At 71.8% G+C, this 19,193-nt stretch carries 16 protein-coding genes; 6 read left to right on the forward strand and 10 right to left on the reverse strand.

The features are described 5' to 3' along the window. Positions 1–8 precede the first annotated feature (8 nt). A complete protein-coding gene (locus tag ACWD02_RS32980) occupies positions 9–1,442 on the reverse strand; it encodes a hypothetical protein (RefSeq protein ID WP_451217238.1) in 1,434 nt (477 codons plus the stop codon). Positions 1,443–1,577: 135 nt separating this feature from the next. Here ACWD02_RS32980 and ACWD02_RS32985 point away from each other — a divergent pair, with 135 nt between their 5' ends. From ACWD02_RS32985 to ACWD02_RS32995, 3 genes are all read left to right on the forward strand, one after another. After that, on the forward strand, positions 1,578–2,132 hold the full coding sequence (locus tag ACWD02_RS32985; protein WP_451217241.1) for a DUF1269 domain-containing protein: 555 nt from the start codon (positions 1,578–1,580) through the stop codon (positions 2,130–2,132). Then, entirely contained in the window at positions 2,132–2,617 is a 486-nt protein-coding gene (locus ACWD02_RS32990) for a DUF1269 domain-containing protein (protein WP_451217244.1), read from the forward strand. The genes ACWD02_RS32985 and ACWD02_RS32990 overlap by 1 nt, the downstream gene beginning before the upstream one ends. Before the next feature lie 160 nt (positions 2,618–2,777). Continuing rightward, positions 2,778–5,078, forward strand: coding sequence for a LuxR C-terminal-related transcriptional regulator (locus ACWD02_RS32995; protein ID WP_451217247.1), 2,301 nt, complete (start codon positions 2,778–2,780; stop codon positions 5,076–5,078). Positions 5,079–5,118: 40 nt separating this feature from the next. On the opposite strand, the gene ACWD02_RS33000 is transcribed toward ACWD02_RS32995, so the two are convergent. Together ACWD02_RS33000 and ACWD02_RS33005 are read right to left on the reverse strand one after the other, a co-directional pair. Further along, positions 5,119–5,589, reverse strand: coding sequence for a LuxR C-terminal-related transcriptional regulator (locus ACWD02_RS33000; protein ID WP_451217250.1), 471 nt, complete (start codon positions 5,587–5,589; stop codon positions 5,119–5,121). A gap of 106 nt (positions 5,590–5,695) precedes the next feature. Further along, positions 5,696–5,959, reverse strand: a complete 264-nt coding sequence (locus tag ACWD02_RS33005; RefSeq protein ID WP_451217253.1) for a hypothetical protein — start codon at positions 5,957–5,959, stop codon at positions 5,696–5,698. Positions 5,960–6,141: 182 nt separating this feature from the next. Between ACWD02_RS33005 and ACWD02_RS33010 the strand changes: the two genes are divergently transcribed. Further along, on the forward strand, positions 6,142–6,603 hold the full coding sequence (locus ACWD02_RS33010) for a DUF7144 family membrane protein (protein ID WP_451217256.1): 462 nt from the start codon (positions 6,142–6,144) through the stop codon (positions 6,601–6,603). Here the strand turns inward: ACWD02_RS33010 and ACWD02_RS33015 are convergent. Further along, positions 6,596–7,918: a diacylglycerol/lipid kinase family protein gene (locus ACWD02_RS33015; protein WP_451217259.1), complete on the reverse strand. Its 1,323-nt coding sequence runs from the start codon at positions 7,916–7,918 to the stop codon at positions 6,596–6,598. The genes ACWD02_RS33010 and ACWD02_RS33015 overlap by 8 nt on opposite strands. A gap of 124 nt (positions 7,919–8,042) precedes the next feature. Here ACWD02_RS33015 and ACWD02_RS33020 point away from each other — a divergent pair, with 124 nt between their 5' ends. Beyond that, entirely contained in the window at positions 8,043–9,446 is a 1,404-nt protein-coding gene (locus ACWD02_RS33020) for a DUF2252 domain-containing protein (protein ID WP_451217262.1), read from the forward strand. On the opposite strand, the gene ACWD02_RS33025 is transcribed toward ACWD02_RS33020, so the two are convergent. The 4 genes from ACWD02_RS33025 to ACWD02_RS33040 form a co-directional block, all read right to left on the reverse strand. Beyond that, positions 9,438–10,244 carry a YhjD/YihY/BrkB family envelope integrity protein gene (locus ACWD02_RS33025; protein ID WP_451217265.1) on the reverse strand — a complete coding sequence of 269 codons (807 nt, stop codon included), beginning with the start codon at positions 10,242–10,244 and terminating at the stop codon, positions 9,438–9,440. The genes ACWD02_RS33020 and ACWD02_RS33025 overlap by 9 nt on opposite strands. A 100-nt stretch (positions 10,245–10,344) precedes the next feature. After that, positions 10,345–11,010, reverse strand: coding sequence for a M15 family metallopeptidase (locus ACWD02_RS33030; RefSeq protein ID WP_451217268.1), 666 nt, complete (start codon positions 11,008–11,010; stop codon positions 10,345–10,347). Positions 11,011–11,336: 326 nt separating this feature from the next. Then, the gene (locus ACWD02_RS33035) at positions 11,337–14,399 is read right to left on the reverse strand and encodes a BTAD domain-containing putative transcriptional regulator (protein ID WP_451217271.1); all 3,063 of its coding nucleotides are present in this window, start codon (positions 14,397–14,399) and stop codon (positions 11,337–11,339) included. A 155-nt stretch (positions 14,400–14,554) separates the two neighbouring features. After that, positions 14,555–16,189, reverse strand: a complete 1,635-nt coding sequence (locus ACWD02_RS33040) for an MFS transporter (RefSeq protein ID WP_451217274.1) — start codon at positions 16,187–16,189, stop codon at positions 14,555–14,557. Positions 16,190–16,384: 195 nt separating this feature from the next. On the opposite strand from ACWD02_RS33040, the gene ACWD02_RS33045 reads away from it, so the two are divergent. Beyond that, the gene (locus ACWD02_RS33045; protein WP_451217277.1) at positions 16,385–16,597 is read left to right on the forward strand and encodes a DUF4287 domain-containing protein; all 213 of its coding nucleotides are present in this window, start codon (positions 16,385–16,387) and stop codon (positions 16,595–16,597) included. Between the two features lie 6 nt (positions 16,598–16,603). On the opposite strand, the gene ACWD02_RS33050 is transcribed toward ACWD02_RS33045, so the two are convergent. Both ACWD02_RS33050 and ACWD02_RS33055 read right to left on the reverse strand, forming a co-directional pair. After that, complete coding sequence (locus ACWD02_RS33050) at positions 16,604–18,148, reverse strand: FAD-dependent oxidoreductase (RefSeq protein WP_451217280.1); 1,545 nt, start codon at positions 18,146–18,148, stop codon at positions 16,604–16,606. 83 nt (positions 18,149–18,231) lie between these two features. Next, positions 18,232–19,146 carry an AurF N-oxygenase family protein gene (locus tag ACWD02_RS33055; RefSeq protein ID WP_451217283.1) on the reverse strand — a complete coding sequence of 305 codons (915 nt, stop codon included), beginning with the start codon at positions 19,144–19,146 and terminating at the stop codon, positions 18,232–18,234. Positions 19,147–19,193 lie beyond the last annotated feature (47 nt).

Genomic DNA, 19,193 nt, shown 5'->3' on the forward strand with positions numbered 1-19,193 from the left:
TGCCTCGGTCAACCGGATGCGCCAGTCTTGGCAAGGGGCCCCGGACCCGCCTCACCTTCCGGGGGTGAGCCTTCCGGTGGGCCGCCTGCCGCATGCGCGACGAGCGTGACCCCGATGGCGTACGCGGCCAGCAGCGCGCCAACCACGAACAGGCCGGTCCACGTCGAGAGGAGCAGCGCGATCAGGGCCGCCACGGCGACACCGCCCACCCGCAGCACGTCGGCGTGCCGGGCCACCCACGGCCGCACCCGCGCCCCGTCCACCCGGTCGCCGGCCTTGGCCAGGAAGTGGCCCGTGGCCCGCGCGCCCTGCGTCACATACCGGCGCAGCGCCTTCGGCAGCCGTCCCGGCCCCACCAGGTACGCCAGCACGGCGATGGCGACGCCCAGCCACAGCAGCTGGTCGCCGCGCTCGCGCAGGGTCTCGAAGACCGTCCACATCGCGGCGCGCGCGCCGTCGCGGTAGACGCCGTCCGGCACCTGGCCGAGCAGTTGGTCCCGCACCGCCCGCAGCACGGCCGTCAGCACCGTGACCGTCACCACCAGCCACAGCCCGAGCTGGAGCAGGGTGCGCCGCCGCCGGGGCGAGATCCACAGGGCGAGCCCGAGCAGCACCGGCACGGCGATCACCAGGCCCACCACGGCGCGCTTGAACAGCAGGACGGCCTCCTGCAGTTGACCCAGCTCGCCCCGGTTGTAGATGCGGATCTGCGCGAAGTTCTCGGGCAGCGACACGTCGAGCGCCGCCTCGATGCGCTCGTGCAGGCCCGAAGGGATCTCGCCGGAGGAGAGGGGCGGCAGGTCCAGCTTCTTGCCGAACATGGTGGGCAGTTGTTCCTCCAGGGAGCGCAGCACGTTGTTGACCACAGGCAGCAGGTTCAGGGTGACCGTGTCGCCGTCCACCCGCACGTTCTCGTTGCGTTTCTCCAGCACCTCGACGATCCGCTCGTGGGCGCGGCGGTTCGTCGCACGCCACAGCTCCTGGAACCGGTCGTCGGCGATCAGCTTGGAGACGGAGTCCCGCACATAGTCGTGGACCGCACCCGTGACCGGTGCCGCGAGGAAGGAGGCGCGCGGGGGCAACGCGTCCGACAGCCGCTGCTCGACCTCCAGCTGGTCGAAGATCTCACGCGCCAGATACGTGGAGACGGCGGCGTTCACGTCGGGGTCCTCGGGCAGGGGGCCCACCGTGGCGATCCAGCGGTCCGTGTTCAGCGTGGTACGCGCTCCCCACACCCCCACGATCGAGGTGACCGCGAGGACGGCGACCAGGGCGATCAGCACGGCCGCGACGACGCGCCGGACGGCCAGCAGACGGACCCTGCGCCGCCGCTCGGTGCCCGAGCGGTCACGCAGCCGGTCGACCTCCGCGCGCAGGCGCTCGAGCTCGGACTCGGTGGCGCTGCTGCGGGTGTGGCCCTCTGGTGTCTCTGGATGCGTCATGGGCGTGCCACCTCCGCCCCCCACCGTCATGGCGCTCGCGCCCGCTTCCCTCACCTGCGGCGGGTGACGCGCCGGGCCGGGTGCCGACGCTGTGATGACGGACGTGACGGCGGCAATCCCCCGAGAGGAGACACGATGGCTGGGATCGGACCGGTACAACTCCTGACGGTCGAGTTCGGACCCGACGCCAAGTTCGAGGGCCGGATCATCGAGGAGTTGGCGATCCTCGAGGCGAACGGACAGATCCGCGTCCTCGACATGCTCTTCGTCCGCAAGGAACCCGGCGGCACTCTCTTCTCCCTCGACTTCCAGGCGGAGGGGATGGGCGAGACGGTCGCCGCGCTGCTCGGCATCACGACCGAGGAGGTCCGAGCCGCGGAGGAGGCCTACCCGAGCCTGGCCGGGGGGAATGCCTTCGGCCTGACCCTGGACGAGATCAGGGAGATGGCCGAGTCCCTCGACCCGGGGGCCGCGGCGGCCTTCGTCCTGCTGGAGCACGTCTGGGCCAAGTACCTGCGCAAGGCCCTGCGCGACGCAGGTGCCGTCCCCGTCGCCGAGGGCTTCCTCACCGATGAGGCGCTGGCCCCCGTACTGACCGAACTCACGGCAATGGCACAGAAGTTGGGCGACCCGGTCACACCCTCGGTACGGCCGGACCCGACGACCCGCAACCAACGCAGGAGGTCCTGATGGCCGATCTCGTCGTACTCGGATTCGCGGACAAGGAGAAGGCGGAGGGCGTGCTGAGGCTCTCCAAGGAACTGTCCCGCCAGGAACTGCTCGACCTGGAGGACGCGGCGCTCGCCTGGCGCACCATGGACGGCAAGCTCCATGTGAGCCAGACCTTCAACACCACGGCCACCGGGGCGGCAGGCGGAGCGCTGTGGGGCTCGCTGTTCGGACTGCTCTTCCTGATGCCGGTGTTCGGTGCCGCGGTGGGGGCCGCCACCGGCGCCATCGCGGGAAAGCTCAGCGACGTCGGCATCAATGACGCCTTCGTCAAGGAGATCGCGGGCACCCTCGAACCCGGCCGTGCCGCCGTCTTCGCCCTCGTCCGCCGCTCCACGCCCGACCGCGTCCGTGACGCGGTACGCCCCTTCAACCCCACCGTGATCCGCACCTCCCTCACCAAGGACAGGGAGGAAGAGCTGATCGCGGCACTTCAGCCGCAGTGACCCGAGCGGCCCGGCACTCCGGGCCGGGCGCTCCGGCAGGCGCCGTCTCCCCCGGGAACTTCACCCGGGTGAGATGGCGCCTGCCGTGCGTTCGCACGTCCGTACGCGCCCCATACTTGCCGCAGCCGCACCACTTTGCTCCGAGAGCGAGGTGCCGTCCATGGCCGCGTGCCCACCCTCTTCTCATGACACCGGCCCGACTCCGGCATCCGCCGTCACGGCGCCCGCGGTGCCGACCTGGCTCGTGTCCAGGCCCCGGCTGACCGATCGCCTCACGCGAGGCGCCCTCGGACCGCTGACCGTGATCGTGGGTCCCGTCGGCGCCGGCAAGACAGCCCTCGCCCTGGAGTGGGCGCACACCCGGCGGCTGCCCGGACCGCTCGCCTGGGTCACCTGCGACGGCCGGTCCGAGCAGTCCTGCGTCTTCTGGCCTCGAGTGATCAACACGCTGCGCGCGGCCGGAATGGACCTGCCCGAACCGCACGGCGAACAGGCGGAACCCCTGCTCGTGGCGGCGCTCGCCGCCGATCTGCACAGGTGCGGCGAGCAGGTCTTCCTGGTCCTCGACGACTTCCAGCCCGCTCCCGGCTCCCCGATCGCGGAAGGCGTCAGCAGCCTCCTGCGGCATCTGCCGGGAGTACTGCACCTGATCGTGCTGGCCCGCCGGGACCCTCCCCTGCACCTGCACCGCGGGCGGCTCACCAGTGAGGTCACGGAACTGCGCACCGGCGATCTGGCCTTCGACGACCAGGAGACGGCGGCGCTGCTCGCGCAGCACGGCATCGACGTGCCGAAGCAGACGGTCAGCGCGCTGCGGCGGCGTACGGACGGCTGGGCGGCGGGACTGCGCCTCGCCGCGATGTCCATGGAGAAGCAGAGTGACCCGGAGCGGTTCGTGGCGCACTTCGCCGGTGACGACGAGGCCATCGCCAGTTACCTCGTCGAGGAGGTGCTCGACCTGCAGCCCGCGGGGATGCGCAGGCTGCTGCTCACCACGAGCGTCCTCGACCGGATGAACGCCGAACTCGCGGTCGAGCTCTCGGGTGAGGACGCGGGCCGGCACTTCGCCGCGCTCGTCCGGGAGAACTCGTTCCTGCAGCCCGTCGGCCAGGGCTGGTATCGCTGCCATCAGATGTTCGCGGACGTCCTGCGGATGTGCCTGCGCCACGAGAAGCCCGGTCTGGTCGCCCCGTTGCACCGCCGTGCCGCGGCCTGGCTCGGCGAGCACGGTCTGCTGGCCGACGCCGTGCGGCACCTGCTCGCCGCGGGCGACTGGGACCAGGCGGGCCGGCTGATCGTGGACCGACTGGCGATCGGCCAGGTCCTCGGCCTCACCAGGCAACGGCTGCCGGGCGAGCTGACCGGACGGCCGCCCGAACCACCGTCGAAAGGAGACCCCGAGCCCGCGCTGCTCGCCGCGGCGGTCGCCCGCGCGCGCGACGACGACCCACTGTGCCGCCGATACCTCGACCTGGCCGACGGACTCCTTGCCGACCTGCCGGCGGACGAGGAACGCACGGCCCGGTGCCGGCTGGCCCATGCCCTGATCCGGATGGAACAGCTGCGCTCCCCGAACCCCCTGGAGGCGCGTGCGGCGGCGGCCGACGCGCAGTCCGCCCTCGCGGGTCTGCCGCACACGGCCCTGGCGCGCCACCCCGAGATCATCGCGCTCACGCTGACGATCCGCGGCGGCGGCGAGCTGCGGGCGGGCAGCCTCAAGGCGGCGGAGGCCTCCCTCACCGGAGCGCTCAAGGCCGCGGGAGCCGCCGGGAACGGCGCGCTGCGCCGCGACTGCCTCGTCGAACTCGCGCTCCTCGAAGCACTCCGCGGCCGTTTCCGTGCCGCCGACGAACTCGCCGCCCAGGCCACCCAGCCGTCCTTGCCCGCCTGGGCCGTGGCCGAGCGGGCGCAGGCGTCCCTGCACCTGGTGCGCGCCTGGGTGGAGCTCGCGCGCGCCGAGCCCGGCCGGGCCAGACTCGAACTCCACGCCGCCGGTGCCGTGTTGCGGGGACGGCCCGACGCGTTCCTCTCCGACGTCGCCGCCATGGTGACCGCGCTCGCCACGGCGGCCGAGCAGGACCGTTCGGCGTCCGCTGCGATCGGTGATGTGGTGGCCGCCTCCCGGCTGCCCCGGCCCGTGCTGCGGTCCCTGACGCCGGCGTGCGTGCCTCTGCTCGACTCCGCCCGCCACAAGGTCGCCACTGCCACACCGTCACGCCCGGCCGCCCACCCGGCTCTCACCCCCGCGGCCGCCACGCCGGCGATCACCGAGCGCCTCAGTGCCCGGGAGCGCGACGTCCTGGACCGGCTGGCGCAGATGATGACCACCGAGGAGATAGCCGAGGAGCTGTACCTCTCGGTGAACACGGTGAAGACGCACCTCAAGAGCGTCTATCGCAAGCTCTCCGTGACCCGGCGCTCAGCAGCGGTCCGGCGCGCCCGCGAGCTTCAACTCCTCTAGGACATACGGGTGTTGACGTACTCCTGTGACAGACAGGCGTCTACACGAGCCCCAGCGCCCTGGCACGCTGAACGGCCTCGGCCCGGGAGCACACGCCCAGCTTGCGGTACACGGAGCGGACGTGGCTCTTGACCGTGTTCACCGAGACGTACAAGCCGTCGGCAATCCGCCGTAGCGGAACATCCTGCTGAAGGCGGCACAGCACCACCAGCTCACGCTGCGTCAATCGCTCCGTGGGCCCAGGCCGCTCACCGGGCCGCTCCGGCTGCGCGGGGACCAGAGCGAGTACCGCCGCCGCCTCGCTCACCAGCGCACCCGCGCTGCGGACATCGCCCACGTCCCCGGCGATCCGCACCAAGGTGCCCGCGACCCACACCAGGCAGGTCGTCATGGTCGAGTCGGCCGCCCGCGCCTCCCGGCTGAGCAGGCTCAGCCGCCCGTGCAGGGCGGAGACCTCACCCACCGCTCTCGACGAACCACTTCCCGGCTCTGTACACAGCGCCGTGGACATGCCCGTCACCTCCCCATGTGCAGGGCATATGCACTACCCCTACACCGTGGGTCCGCCACTACGGCTGCGGAAGAGGCTGTTCGGCTCTATTTGCCTGGAACTCGTTCTAGACGCCCGGCTCCGGCAATCGGCGCACCTCGATGAGTTCGAGGCCCAGCGCCTGGATGCGGTCGAGGATCCCGTACAGCGCGGCCTGGTCGAGTCCCGCGCCCATCAGCACCGTCTCGGCCGGGCGCAGCACCACCGTCATCTCTCCGAAGGCCGAACGGAAAGCCTCCCCGATCCGGCCCCGCACACGGATCTCGAAATCGGCGCCGCCAGGTGGTGTCCCTGCCGGTTCGGGCCCCGAGCCCTGCTGTGCCCCGCCCATGGCGCCACCTCCTGTGCGACGGCTCTGCCATCGGCCGCCATTCTCGTGGCAGCACGGGCGACAGCATCACCTTGTGCGGGTGACGGTGCCATCACCTGGGGCTCCTGGCTCATCCCTTGCGGGTGAACCGGCCGGGCGCCGTCAGGCGGGATGCTCCGGACCCACCCAGGAGGAGGTTCGACATGACTGAGCAGATGTCACCGGGTCAGTCGCGTGCCAACCCGCCCGAACCACAGCCCCGCATCAATCCGGTCGCCGTCGGCGGTGTGGTCTTCGCGGTGTGCGTACTGGGCATCATCGGCTCGTTCCACTTGATCGCGGGACTCACCACGATCCTCGAGGACAACTACTACCAATCGCAGAACGAGTATCCCTTCGACTTCAACCCCAACGTCCGCGGCTGGATCCAGATGCTCACCGGTGCCCTGGTCCTGGCGGCGGCGTTCAGCATCTTCTCCGGCCACACCTGGGCCCGCGCGGTCGGGATCGGCGTCGCGGCACTCAGCGCCATGGAGCACTTCTTCTTCACTCCGTACCACCCGATGTGGTCCGCCATCATCATCGCCCTGGACGTCCTGGTGATCTGGTCGCTGGCCACGTACGGCCACCGGCAGGCGCACAAGGTCTACGGGGCGCCTATGTAACGGAGGGCGCCCGTGCGGCGGAGGTCAGCCCGAGCCTGACGAGCTGACGCCAGTCCAGGCGCGGGCGCTCCCGGTACAGCCCCGGCCGCGACCTGGGCACGACCACGCGCAGGGCCCCCGGCCGCACCTCGCAGTGCACGGGGGTCGGCAGGCGCACCGCCTCGCCGTCGATGCCGACCGGGATCTCCTCCTGGTCGGCGTCGACGGACACGGCGGTGGCCGTCACCCGCGTCAGTCCGGCGGCCGACCCGCCGCGCAGCAGTCCCGCGGCCTGCGCGCCGCTGGTGACCCGGATGCCGACGCAGCCGAGGACCCCGCCGTCGAGGCGCGTCCGGCGGCCGAGACCGGCGATGTCGTTCGTGCCGTACGGGTTGTTGCTCACCAGCAGTGCCTGCGGGTCCGTGAAGTCGTACTCGCCGGCTCGAGCCGTCAGTCGCGCGCCCTTGTGGCCCACGAGGAGGTCGGGCAGCAATTGGAGGGTGGTGCGTGTCTTGTCGTCCCGGTAGGCGGGGCTCTGCACCACCTCGGCGTAGGCGCCGAACGACACGTTGTTGACGAAGGGCCGCCCGCCGGCCCGGCCGAGGTCCACCCGTAGTTCCACCCCGTCGCGCAACGCGTCCAGGGCCGTCGACGGGTCGTCACGGTCCAGGCCCAGATCGAGGGCGAAGTGGTTGCGGGTGCCTGCCGGGATCACCAGGAAGGGCAGGTCAAGGGCGGCGGCGACCTCGGCGACCAGCGCCTGGGTGCCGTCGCCGCCGGCGACGCCGAGCAGATCGGCGCCCTCGGCCGCGCACTTGCGGGCGAGGGCGGCCACGTCGATCTCGCCGCTCCCCTCCAGCAGCACCACCTCGGCGCCGAGCGCGCCCGCCCGCTCTCGCAGCGCGAACCGGCCCACCTTGCCGCCCCCGGAACGTGGATTCATGATCAGGACCGGATGGCGGAACTCGGCGGCCGGGCGCTCCGGCATCGGATCAGGGGCTTTGTGCCGGGAGAGGGCCGCACGGCCCGTACCCGCCGCGAGGAGCCACAGCCCACCGGACAGCAGGACCACCCAGGTGAGCCTGGCCTGGGTGTACTCCACCAGCACCCAGACCGGAGCAGTGAGGGCGAGCAGCACCGCGAGAATCCGTGGCAGGCCCCGCCTGCTGAGGATCCACCAGATCGCGGCGGCCGTGATCGCCAGGCCCGCGAGCCCCACGCCCAGCAGGGCCAAGGTCTTGACACCCGCGAACACTCCGAGCACCAGCACCGCGGCAGCGGCGGATGCCAGGGACGCACGGGCCAGCCATCGCTGCACTCGCATCGTCGGTTCCATGCCTCTCAGTCTGCGGCCCCGGAGCCCGTCGGGCCTCACCCCTGGCAGGCGACCTCACACCGGCGGGGTGACGCCGGGCCTCGCGGCCGCCCCCAGAGTCCTCAAGGTCTGGAGGGAGCGCGCCATGACCGAGACCACGCATCTTCACCTCACCCCGCGGGAAAGGGCGGCCCTGGGGCGGGCCGGCCGGTCCCGTGCCCGGCGGTCCGACCACGCCGAGTTCACCCCCGCGCCGGACCGCCCCGACCCGGTCGACGTGATCGAGCGCCAGTCGGCGAGCAGGCTGCGAGAGCTCGTGCCGATCCGCTACGGCCGCATGCTCGAGTCGCCGTTCCGCTTCTTCCGCGGAGCGGCCGCCATCATGGCCACCGACCTGGCCCACACACCGGACAGCGGCCTGCGGGCCCAACTGTGCGGAGACGCCCACATGCTGAACTTCCGGCTGCTCGCCTCACCGGAGCGGCATCTGATGTTCGACGTCAACGACTTCGACGAGACGCTGCCCGGACCGTGGGAGTGGGACGTCAAACGCCTTGTGGTCAGCCTCGTCATCGCGGGACGCGACAACGGCTTCAAGTCCTCGGAGCGGGCCCGGGTGGTGCGCGCGACCGTCCGCTCGTACCGGGAGTCGATCAGAAAGTTCGCCCGGATGCGGACGCTCGCCGTGTGGTACTCGCGGATCGACGCGCAGGATCTGCACGCCCTGATGTCCGCCAAGCTCGACGCGCGGACGCGGCGAAGGGTGTCCAAGACGTTCAGCAAGGCCCGTACCCGCGACCATCTGCAGGCCATGGAGAAGCTGGCCCGGGTGGTCGACGGCCAACTGCGGCTCGCGCCCGACCCGCCCCTGATCACCCCCCTCGACGACCTGCTGCCGGGGGTCGAGCGCAAGCAGCTGGAGCACCAGCTGCGGGAGCTGGTCGACCGGTACGCGCTGACGCTGCCCGCCGACCGGCGGGCGCTCCTGGCCCAGTACCGGGTGGTCGACATGGCCCGGAAGGTGGTCGGGGTGGGCAGCGTCGGGACCCGCTGCTGGATCATCCTGCTGCTCGGCCGTGACGACACCGATCCGCTCCTGCTGCAGGCGAAGGAGGCGCAACCGTCGGTGCTCGCGGAGTTCGCGGGCGCGAGCAGCCACCTCAACCAGGGGGAGCGGGTCGTCGCCGGACAGCGTCTGATGCAGGCGACCAGCGACATGTTCCTGGGCTGGGAGCGGGTCGAGGGGTTGGACGGGCGTGAACGCGACTTCTATCTGCGGCAGTTGCGGGACTGGAAAGCCATACCGCAGGCCGAGCTGATGACCCCCGACGTCATGCGGCTGTTCGGCCGGATGTGCGGGGCGACCCTCGCCCGCGCGCACGCGCGCTCCGGCGACCGGATCGCCGTCGCCGCCTACCTGGGCGGCTCCGACACCTTCGATCAGGCCCTGGCACGGTTCGCGGAGACGTACGCCGACCAGAACGAGCGCGACCACCGGGCGCTGGCCTCGGCGGTGCGCAAGGGCAGGGTGGCCGCCGTGTTAGCGTGACGCGCCGTTCGCCGGCCCAAGCCGTCGTCGCACCGAGTCCTCCTGCGCGAGCGTGCGGCCGATCGCGATGCCGAACACGACGACGGTGAAGTAGAGGATCAGCCAGGAGAGCACGGTGAAGACCGAACCGAGCGCTCCGTAGCGGTCCTCGCTCACCCGGAGCGCGCGCGGCAGCCAGAGCCCCGACAGGGCGTAGAACGAGACCGCGCCCGTGCCGGTCAGCAGCGCCCCCGGCAACAGGGGCAGCCAGGGAACGCGGCCGACGAGGAGCAAGTGCTGGGTCCACCACCACATCAGGACCGATGCCACAAGTTGCAGCGGGACACCGAGGGCGGGGCCCACTCCGAAGGCCCGGTACAACATGCCCTGCACGATCAGCATCGCCACCCATACGAGGAGCCACGCCGCCCAGCGCCAGGCCACCAGACGCACACCGGCGCGTGGCAGGTCCCAGGAGCGTTCACAGGTGCGCTGCAGGGCCCGGGTGAAGGCGGTCGCCGACAGCAGCGCCACCAGCACGCCCGCTGTGCCCCAGCTGTGCGTCGCGGTGTCCCCGCCTCCGAGCACACCCTCGGCCTGCGCCACCACGGGCCCGCCGGAGCCCACCATGGAGCGCAGCGAGCGCAGCAGTTCACGCCGCACGGCCTCCGGGCTGAACGAGGACACCGCGATGAGCAGGGGAAGCGCGGCCAGGAACGCCTGCGCCGCCAGCCGTGTCGCCATGTCGAGGATGGTGACGTTCACGAGCTGCTTGACCACGCGCCCCGTCAGCGGCCGCACCGCACCGGCGATCGGCATGACGGTGTCCTCTCCGTAGCGGGAAGCTCTCTCCTTCCGGGCACCTTCCGATCCGGCGGCCCGCCGCACGTCGCCCGCTCCGGGTGAGGTGTGCCGGTGATCAGGGCGCCGGGACGTCCATCGTCACCGGCCCGTACCGCGCGCTGGGTGCCTCCGTCACCAGGGCCCAGTAGCGGTCGCCGTAGGACCAGTGCCACCACTCCGTGGGGTAGTTGACCAGGCCCGCGGTGGCGAGGGCCGCGGTGAGGGTGCGGCGGTTGCGGCGGGCCGCCGGGGAGAGCAGCGGGCTTTCCATGTAGCAGGCGCCCTCGCTCTCCTCCGGGCTCGCGTTCACCGGGGTGCCGAGGTCGAGTTCCGTGCCGGATGTCGTGCACAGGGTCAGGTCCACCGCCGCCCCCGCCACGTGCGGGCCCACCTCGGGTGGGGAGAGGGAGCGGCTTGTCTGCCGGCGGAGGTACTCCTCCGACCAGTCGGGGTTCGCCTTGCGCAGCTCGGCCGCGTACTCCTCGAAGTACTGGATCTGCAGGGCCAGGGGCCGGAATCCCTCGGTGACCAGGAGGCGCAGCCCTTCGGGCAGCAGCCGGGCGGCGCGGGCCAGGCGCCAGGCGACGCCCTCCCGCAGTTGGGCGTAGGCCCCGTCCGGGTCGGCGAGGCGGTCGTCGACGTCGACGAAAGGCAGTTGACGCAGGTCCACGAGGGCGTCGCCGCAGTCGTGGACCGGTATGCCGACGACTCTGGGATCGTTCATGAGGATGATCGACGACATCTCTGCCCCTTCGTGGCGACGACGGCGGGCACAGCTCCGGGGACGGGCTGCCGCCCGGCCCCGAAGTCCCCTCCGTGCCCTGGCAGGGGCGCTACGCGACGAGCGGCCCACACGACCGACGGTGTCGGTGGTGTGGGCCGTACGAGGCATCAGTGGCCTTCCCCCGTGCTTCCCCCGATGAATTCCGCTGAGTCCCCCGTTGTTTCCTGCGATCCCCCGTTGCCGTCGGCGTGTTCACCCGCCGACAACCACAGCGTGACGCAGGCCGCTGCAAATTCTCTGCAAGTCCGGGGCAAGCGGATTGCAGGACCGTCATTTCGGGCGGCTCAGAGCCCCGGCTCGTTCCGTTCGCGTGCCTCGTACGCGGTGAAGACCTCCCGCGCCTCGGCACGCAGCGCACCTGCCGCCGCCCGGTCCCCCGCCGCCTCGCGCGCCGCCGCGAGGTCACGCAGGGTGCGGGCGCGGGGAAGCGGAAGCCCCAGGTCGTTCCAGAGGTCGGCGGCCGCGGTCAGGTGCTGTTCGGCGGCGTCCAGGCGGCCCGCGGCGAGCTCGCACTCGCCGAGGGTGCGCATGCCAAGGGCCTCGCCGAAGCGGTCGTGCTGGCCGCGGCAGATGTCGAGAACGTCACGGATCTCGGCCTCCGCTTCGGTACAACGTCCCAGCCGGATGCGGGACTTGGCCCGCGCCTGCATCGCGTACGCGAGCATGAGCGGGTCCCCCAGGGTGCTCAGCAAATCCACCGCGCGCCCCGACAGCTCCTCCGCCGCCGCGTACTCGCCGAGGGCGCGGTGCACCAGGCCGAGCGAGCGCAGTGTGAGGGATTCGCCGCGTCGGCTGCCGAGCCTGCGGTAGGCCCGCAGCGATTCGTCGAGGAAGGAGCGGGAGGCCGCGAAGTCGCCGAGTTCGAGCTGGACGGATCCGGCGTACCGGCACGACAGGCCCAATCCCGGATCGTCGTGGAGCTCGCGGAACCCGTCGACGGCACGCACCAGCGTCTCCTGTGCCGCACGCAGCCGCCCCGCCTCGCGCAGGGCGCTGCCGAGCCCGGCGAAAGCGGCGGCACGACCGCGTACGTCACCGAGTTCGGCGCAGAGCCCTGCCGCCTGCTTGAAGTAGCCCTGGGACTCGGGGAACCGGTCCTGTTCGTAACGGAGTTGGCCGAGACCGATGAGCAACAGCGCCTCGCCCGCCCTGTCCTCGGCACGGCGGGCCGCGGCCAGCGCCGCGTCATGGGTGCGCCACCACGCCTCGAACCGGTTGCCGACGGTGTACGCGGAGGAGCACAGCGCCGCCGCGGCCTCGCAGGACAGGGTGTGCAGGTCGAGGGCTGCCGCGCGCTCGACGGCGGCGGCTATCGCGTCGGCCTCGGCCTCGAACCAGGCGGCCGGGTCGGCCAGTGCCCGCTGGGTGGCTTCGGGCCCGACGGGCCGCACGAGCTGTCGCAGGGAGCGGGCGGAGTCGTTGGAGCTGGTGGAGTCCAGGAGCCCGCGGTGCAGTTCGACCGCGCCCGAGGGCGTGGCGGACGCGGCGAGGCCGGTGAGCCAGAGCCAGGCGCCCAGCGCGCGGCCGACGGCGGCGGCCCGTTCGGCGGGCGGATCCTCGGCGTCGGCGCGCTCGGCGGCGTACACGCGGACCAGGTCGTGGGGCCGGTAGCGGGGCTGGCCCGCGCGGTCGACGCCGGTGCAGTGCAGGAGCTGTGCGTCGATGAGCTGCTCCACGACACGGTCCGCCTCCGCTTCCGGGACGTCGAGCAGGGCGGTCACCACCCACGCGGCGACATCGGGTGCGGCGAGCAGGCCGAGGCGGCGCAGGGCGGTGCGTGCGGGGGCGTCCAGGGCCCGGTAGCTCATGCCGAGGCCGGCCCGGACCTCCAGGTCACCGACGGCGAGTTCGTCCAGGCGGTGGTGCTCGTCGGCGAGCCGGTCGGCCAGCATGCGCGCGGTCCAGTGGCGGCGGGTGGCAAGGCGGGCGCCCGCGATCCGGATGGCCAGCGGGAGCCCGCCGCACAGCTCGACGATGCGCCGGACGGCTTCCGGCTCGTCCCTGACGTGCCGCTCCCCCGCGACACGGCCGAGAAGCTCGGTGCCCGGCCCGGTGTCGAGGACGTCCAGATCGGTGCGGTGCGTGCAGGGCAGGGCGCCCAGGCGGGCCCGCGCGGTGATGAGCACCCCGCAGGTGGCGCTGCCGGGAAGCAGCGGGCGTACCTGTGACTCGCTGGCCGCGTCGTCGAGCACGAGCAGCACGCGGCGTCCGGAGACCAGGCTGCGGAAGAGGTCGCGTCGCTCGGCGTCCCCGTCGGGCGGATCGGCCCCCAGGGCGTAGAGGAGCCGGCCGAGGACTTCGCCGGGCGCCACCGGGTCCGTGGCGCCCCGCAGTTCGGCGTACAGCTGCCCGTCCGGGTACGCCTCGGCGACCTGGTGCGCCACCCGCACCCCCAAAGTCGACTTGCCGACACCGCCGGGGCCGGAAAGGACGACGACCGGCATGGCCTCACGGGGCCCGGACAGCGCGGCCCGCACGTCGGCCAGCTGCGCGTCCCGGCCGGTGAAGTCGCCGATGGTGGGCGGCAGCAGGGCCGCCACCGGGACGCCCGCGGCATCCCGGGAGCCGGTGGCCTGCTCGGGGGCGAGCCGCCCGGCGGGCAGCAAATCCTCGTCGGCGCGCAGGATCGCCTCGTGCATCCGTCTGAGGTCCGGGCCGGGATCGATGCCGAGCTCCTGGGCCAGCACCTCGCGGCCCTCGGCATAGACGGCCAGCGCGTCGGCCTGGCGCCCCAACCGGTAGAGGGCGAGCATCAGTTGGCCCCGTGGCCGCTCCCGGGTGGGGTGCCTGGAGACCAGCGCGGTGAGTTCGGCCACCAGGTCCGTCTCACGGCCGGACTGGGCCAGCTGTGCGGCGATCCGCTCCTCGAGGGCCGCCTGCCGCGCCTCGTCCAGCTGGTCGGCCATGGCGCGCAGCGTCTCGCCGATCCCGCCGAGCGCGGGGCCACGCCACAGCGCCAGGGCGTCCCCGAGCAGTCGTGCGGCGGTTCCATGATCCCCTTCCGCGGCCGCCTGCCTGCCCCGTACGGCGAGGCGTTCGAACTCGACGCGGTCGACGAGGGTGGCGTCCGCGTGGATCAGATAGCCGGGCGGCCGGGTCTCGATGACATCGGCGGACAACGCGCGGCGCAGCGCGGAGACATACGACTGGATCAGGGAACGTGCCGTGTCCGGCGGCCGCTGGCCCCAGATGGCGTCGATCAGCGCGTCGACGGACACCACCCGTCCCGGCTCCAGGAGCAGCGCCGCAAGCAGTGCGCGCGGCTTGGGTCCGCCGAGACTCAGGCGGCGGCCCGCACGCCACGCCTCGACAGGGCCCAGCAAGCGGTAGTCGGTGTCCGTGTCCAAGCCCGTCTCCATGGGTCCTTGCCCCGCGCCGCCCCCACCGCCCCGCCTTCGATCGGCTGGTCATACTACGTCTGCCCGCAATCAACTCGCGTGCACACCAAGGGAATCAGGCCATCCGTCGGCGGGGCGCCGCGCAGGCGCGTGCGCAGGCGGATTCAGTCGGGCGCCGAAGGGCCCTGGCGGGGAGGAGAACTTTCGCCCGCGTCCTGCTCGCCCGCGGACTGCTCGGGCGCGTCCGCGGCGGGCGCGAGCGGCATGCCGCCGCCGCCCTGGAGGCGCTCCAGATCGGCGGGCCGCACCTGGATGACCAGCAGGGCGATCAGCGCGGCGACCAAGGCGAAGACGGCCGCGGCGATGAAGGAACCGGAGATGCCCGAGGCGAGGACCTGATCACCCCAGCGCCCCGGGAGCTCCCCCGTCCTGCGGAACTGAAGCTGCTCGGCCCGGGTCGCCTCCGCCATGAACCGGGGGACCTGGTCCGTGGCCTCGTTGCGGCTGGCCGTGCCGAAGACCGTGACGAGGACGGACAGGCCGAGGGAACCGCCCACCTGCTGAGTGGCGTTGAGGATCCCGGAGGCAGCTCCGGCGTCCCGCGATTCCACGCCCGACACCGCCATCAGCGTCAGCGACACGAACTGCATGCCCATGCCGAAGCCGAAGACCAGCACGGGGCCGAGCAGGCTTCCCACGTACGTGCTGTCGACGTCGGTCAGCGTCAGCCAGCCGAGCCCCGCGGCGGCCAGTACCGCGCCCACCACCATGAAGGGCTTGGGCCCCCACTTGGGCAGCAGCTGCGAGGCGAGCCCCGCGCCGACCGCGATGATCGCGCTCACCGGCAGAAAGGCCAGACCGGCGCGCAGTGGGCTGAAGTCCAGGATGTTCTGCACGAAGAGCGTCAGGAAGAAGAACATGCCGAACATGGCCGCTGCCAGGCACAGCATCATCCCGTAGACACCGGCGCGATTGCGGTCACGGAACATCCACAGGGGCGTGATGGGCTGCTTCGAGCGGCGCTCGACGGCGAGGAACAGGCCGAGCAGGATGACGGCCGCCGCGAAGGCCGCGATGGTCACGCTGTCGCTCCAGCCGTCCTCGGAGGCACGGATGAAGCCGTAGACGAGCAGCACCATGCCCACCGTCGAGGCGAGGGCGCCGAGGATGTCGAAGTGTCCCGGGTGCCGTGCGGACTCACGGATGTAGCGGGGTGTGGCGAAGGCGATGAGCAGGCCGATGGGGATGTTCACGAACAGGACCCAGCGCCAGTCGAGCCACTCCACGAGCAGGCCGCCCGCGAGCAGTCCGATGGCGCTGCCCCCCGCCGAGACGGCCGCGAACACGCCGAACGCCCGGTTGCGCTCGGGTCCTTCGCGGAAGGTCGTGGTGATCAGCGAGAGGGCGGTCGGCGAGGCGATGGCACCGCCGACGCCCTGCAGCGAGCGCGCCGCGAGCAACTGCCAGGACTCCTGGGAGAGTCCGCCGAGCAGCGAGGCGAAGACGAAGAGCAGGACGCCGAACATGAAGACCCTGCGGCGCCCGAGGATGTCACCGAGGCGCCCGCCGAGCAGGAGCAGACCGCCGAACGTCAGCGTGTAGGCGTTGATCACCCAGGACAGGGTCTCGGTCGAGAAGCCGAGCGAGGTCTGGATGTGCGGAAGAGCGATGTTCACGATGGTGATGTCGAGGACCACCATCAACTGGCACGAGGCGATGACGAGGAGTGCGATACCGCTGCCGCTGCCCCGCTTCGGGGAGGCGGCAGGCTCCGGGGGTGTCGTACGCGAGCCTGTCATGGGAGTGCCGTTGGATCAGTCAGGCAGTGAACGGCGGCGTTCACCGCTCTCAGGCTAAGCCCGGCCCTCGGACCCCGCCAATCGCAGAAATCACCGGCCGGAGTGTGACCCACGACACCCCGGCCGCGCGATGACTCGAGCGCGCCCCTCGGGTCCTATTGGCAACAACACTCCGCGAGACAGGACGGCGTCACCATGACCGAAGCCACCAAGGGCCCTGCGAGCTACTTCCCCTCGATCGAGAAGAAGTACGGGCGCCCGATCGCGGAGTGGAAGGACCTCATCGCCTCGTCTCCGCTGACCAAGCACATGGATCTCGTGGACTGGCTCAAGACCGAGCACGGCCTGGGACACGGGCACGCCAACGCTCTGGTGGCGCACACCCTGGCCGAGGCCCACGCGAAGTGAGCCGTCCTAGCGGCTCAGCACGGCGCTGCCCTTGCGGTTGCGGCGCCGGGCGAGCCGGTGGAAGGCCTTCGGGGCGCTCCGCCGGGCGGGCAGCGCGCCCGCGACCGCGTCGGCCAGGAGCGTGGTGACCGTCTCGGCGGCGCAGGTGCGGTTGGCGCCGATGCCACCGCTGGGCCCCCGCTTGATCCAGCCCACGACGTAGGTGCCCGGCTGTCCTGTCACCCGGCCGCCCTCGTGCGGGACGGTGCCGGTGGCCTCGTCGAAGGGCAGTCCTGCGACCGGCACCCCGCGGTAGCCGATCGCGCGCAGGACCATGCCCGTGCCGATCGTCCGCTCCCCCGACGCCTCCGCGACGCGCACGCCCTGGACGGTTGCGTCGCCGAGCATCTCCAGCGGGGCCGAGTGGAAGCGGAGCACGATGCGCCGACCGGGGGCGGGCGCCTGCGCCCAGTCGACGGGCTCGCGCGTGACGCCGCGCAGGAGGGCCGCCCTGCCCTTGGGGTCGGTCGACCGGTCCCCTTCGTCGATGGCGGCGGCGGTGCGGGGGTCGTGGTCGTCCACCACCAGGTCCAGGCCCGGTATGTGCTTGAGGGCGAGCAGTTCGGACTTGGTGTAGGCGGCGTCCTCGGGGCCGCGCCGGCCGAGCAGCACCACTTCGCGCACCTTCGCGGACCGCAGTGCCGCGAGCGCGTGGTCGGCGATGTCCGTGCGGGCGAGAGCGTCGGGGTCGGCGAGCAGGATGCGGGCGACGTCGAGGGCCACGTTGCCGTTGCCGACGACGACCACCCGCTCGGCGGACAGGTCGATCGCGTCCGGCGCCGCGTCCGGGTGGCCGTTGTACCAGGCGACGAAGGCCCTTGCGGAAATACTGCCGGGCAGGTCCTCGCCCGGCACGGACAGCGTGCGGTCGGCCGACGCGCCCACGGCGTAGATGACCGCGTCGTGATGGGCGGCGAGCTCCTGCGCGGTGACGTCGGCGCCCACGTCGAGTCCGAGATGCATCCGCACCCTCGGGTGCGTGTGGAACCGCGCGAAGGTGTCGCCGACCTTCCTGGTGGCGGGGTGGTCCGGCGCCACCCCGAAGCGCACGAGGCCGCCGGTCACGGGCAGCCTGTCGATCAGGGTCACTTCGGCGCTGGTGTGCAGGAGCAGGTCCTGGACCGCGTACATCCCGGCCGGTCCCGTGCCGACGACGGCGACCTTGAGCGGTGCGAAGTCCGACGGCAGGACCCGCGGGAAGGACGGTTCGTCCCAGGCGTGGAAGTTCGGCCCGTCCGGGGCGGGTTCGGGTGCCCGGTCCGCGAAGTACGCCGCGTTGATCGCCTCGTACTCACGCTGGGCGACGGGCAGGCTGTCCACCGGGAAGATCGCCTCGACCGGGCAGGCGTCGGCGCAAGCGCCGCAGCCTATGCAGGTGGCCGGGTCGATGTGCAGCATCTCCGTGCTGCCGAACGCCCTTTCCTGCGGGGTCGGGTGGATGCAGTTGACCGGGCAGACGGCGACGCAGGTGGCGTCGTTGCAGCAGGTCTGGGTGATGGCGTAGGAGGTCATGTCGTCGGCTCGACTCGCTCGGGTCTGGTGAGGCCGGCTCAAGTGAGGCCCACTCAGATCAGGCTGGCTCAGAAGAGGTGGGCTCAGATGAGGTGGGCGCGCTTGTAGAAGGCAAGGGCCGGCTTGGTGAGCAGCCGGGAGGAGGCAAGGAACTCCATCAGGCCCGAACAGCTCGACCGCATCATGGACTTGTGGTGTTCGTTGGCCTTCGCCTCGGCGAAGGCGCGTTTCTCGTCGAGCCCGGCGTTCTCGTACACCTTGGGGTTCACCATGCTGGTGACGATGTAGTACGAGGCGATGGCGACGACGAAGGCGTTGATCTGGCGGCGCAGCGGGCCCGCCGTGGAGAGGCGCTTGGTCGTCTGGTCGCGGGCGAACTTCATGTGCCGCGATTCCTCGACGACATGGATGTTGTTGATCGTGCGGACGAACGGCACGACGCGCTCGTCGCGCATCCAGTCGCGCTGCATGACGTCGAGGACCTCTTCGGCCACGAGGATCGCGGCGTAGGCCGCCTCGCCGAAGGCCACCGTCTTGAACGCACGGCCCAGTTCCATCGCGAACCGCTTGGGCCGGTAGGCGGGCGCGCCCAGCTTGCGGGCGCCGCGGGCAAACATGATCGAGTGCCGGCACTCCTCGGCTATCTCGGTGAGCGCCCACTGCACTTCGTCGCTGGCCGGGTCCTTCATGTACACGTCGCGGAGCACCATTTGCTGGAGGATCATCTCGAACCAGATGCCCGTGCTGGCCACCGACGCGGCTTCCTGCCGCGTCAGCTCCTTGCGCTGCGCCTCGGTCATCTCCTGCCAGTAGGCCGTGCCGTACAGGGAGCACCATTCCGGGCTGGCGCCGTGGAAGTCCCGGTCGAGGGGGGTCTCCCAGTCGACTTCGGTGGCCGGGTCGTAGGCCAGCTCGGCGGCCGAGTCGAGCAACCGCCGGGCCACGTCGTCTTGTTCGGGGTGATCCTGCGTTGCCGGCCGAACAGTGCTGCTTGCCATGCTGCGGCTCCTTGACTCTGATGCGTACGTCGTCGTGTTCGCTCAGG

This window comes from Streptomyces sp. NPDC002853 (genome assembly GCF_053591915.1).

What these genes read in the sequence shown, in the direction of transcription:
- ACWD02_RS32980 (WP_451217238.1), bottom strand. Translation starts at nt 1,442, where the DNA reads ATGACGCATCCAGAGACACCAGAGGGCCACACCCGCAGCAGCGCCACC.
- ACWD02_RS32985 (WP_451217241.1), top strand. Translation starts at nt 1,578, where the DNA reads ATGGCTGGGATCGGACCGGTACAACTCCTGACGGTCGAGTTCGGACCC.
- ACWD02_RS32990 (WP_451217244.1), top strand. Translation starts at nt 2,132, where the DNA reads ATGGCCGATCTCGTCGTACTCGGATTCGCGGACAAGGAGAAGGCGGAG.
- ACWD02_RS32995 (WP_451217247.1), top strand. Translation starts at nt 2,778, where the DNA reads ATGGCCGCGTGCCCACCCTCTTCTCATGACACCGGCCCGACTCCGGCA.
- ACWD02_RS33000 (WP_451217250.1), bottom strand. Translation starts at nt 5,589, where the DNA reads ATGTCCACGGCGCTGTGTACAGAGCCGGGAAGTGGTTCGTCGAGAGCG.
- ACWD02_RS33005 (WP_451217253.1), bottom strand. Translation starts at nt 5,959, where the DNA reads ATGGGCGGGGCACAGCAGGGCTCGGGGCCCGAACCGGCAGGGACACCA.
- ACWD02_RS33010 (WP_451217256.1), top strand. Translation starts at nt 6,142, where the DNA reads ATGACTGAGCAGATGTCACCGGGTCAGTCGCGTGCCAACCCGCCCGAA.
- ACWD02_RS33015 (WP_451217259.1), bottom strand. Translation starts at nt 7,918, where the DNA reads ATGGAACCGACGATGCGAGTGCAGCGATGGCTGGCCCGTGCGTCCCTG.
- ACWD02_RS33020 (WP_451217262.1), top strand. Translation starts at nt 8,043, where the DNA reads ATGACCGAGACCACGCATCTTCACCTCACCCCGCGGGAAAGGGCGGCC.
- ACWD02_RS33025 (WP_451217265.1), bottom strand. Translation starts at nt 10,244, where the DNA reads ATGCCGATCGCCGGTGCGGTGCGGCCGCTGACGGGGCGCGTGGTCAAG.
- ACWD02_RS33030 (WP_451217268.1), bottom strand. Translation starts at nt 11,010, where the DNA reads ATGTCGTCGATCATCCTCATGAACGATCCCAGAGTCGTCGGCATACCG.
- ACWD02_RS33040 (WP_451217274.1), bottom strand. Translation starts at nt 16,189, where the DNA reads ATGACAGGCTCGCGTACGACACCCCCGGAGCCTGCCGCCTCCCCGAAG.
- ACWD02_RS33045 (WP_451217277.1), top strand. Translation starts at nt 16,385, where the DNA reads ATGACCGAAGCCACCAAGGGCCCTGCGAGCTACTTCCCCTCGATCGAG.
- ACWD02_RS33050 (WP_451217280.1), bottom strand. Translation starts at nt 18,148, where the DNA reads ATGACCTCCTACGCCATCACCCAGACCTGCTGCAACGACGCCACCTGC.
- ACWD02_RS33055 (WP_451217283.1), bottom strand. Translation starts at nt 19,146, where the DNA reads ATGGCAAGCAGCACTGTTCGGCCGGCAACGCAGGATCACCCCGAACAA.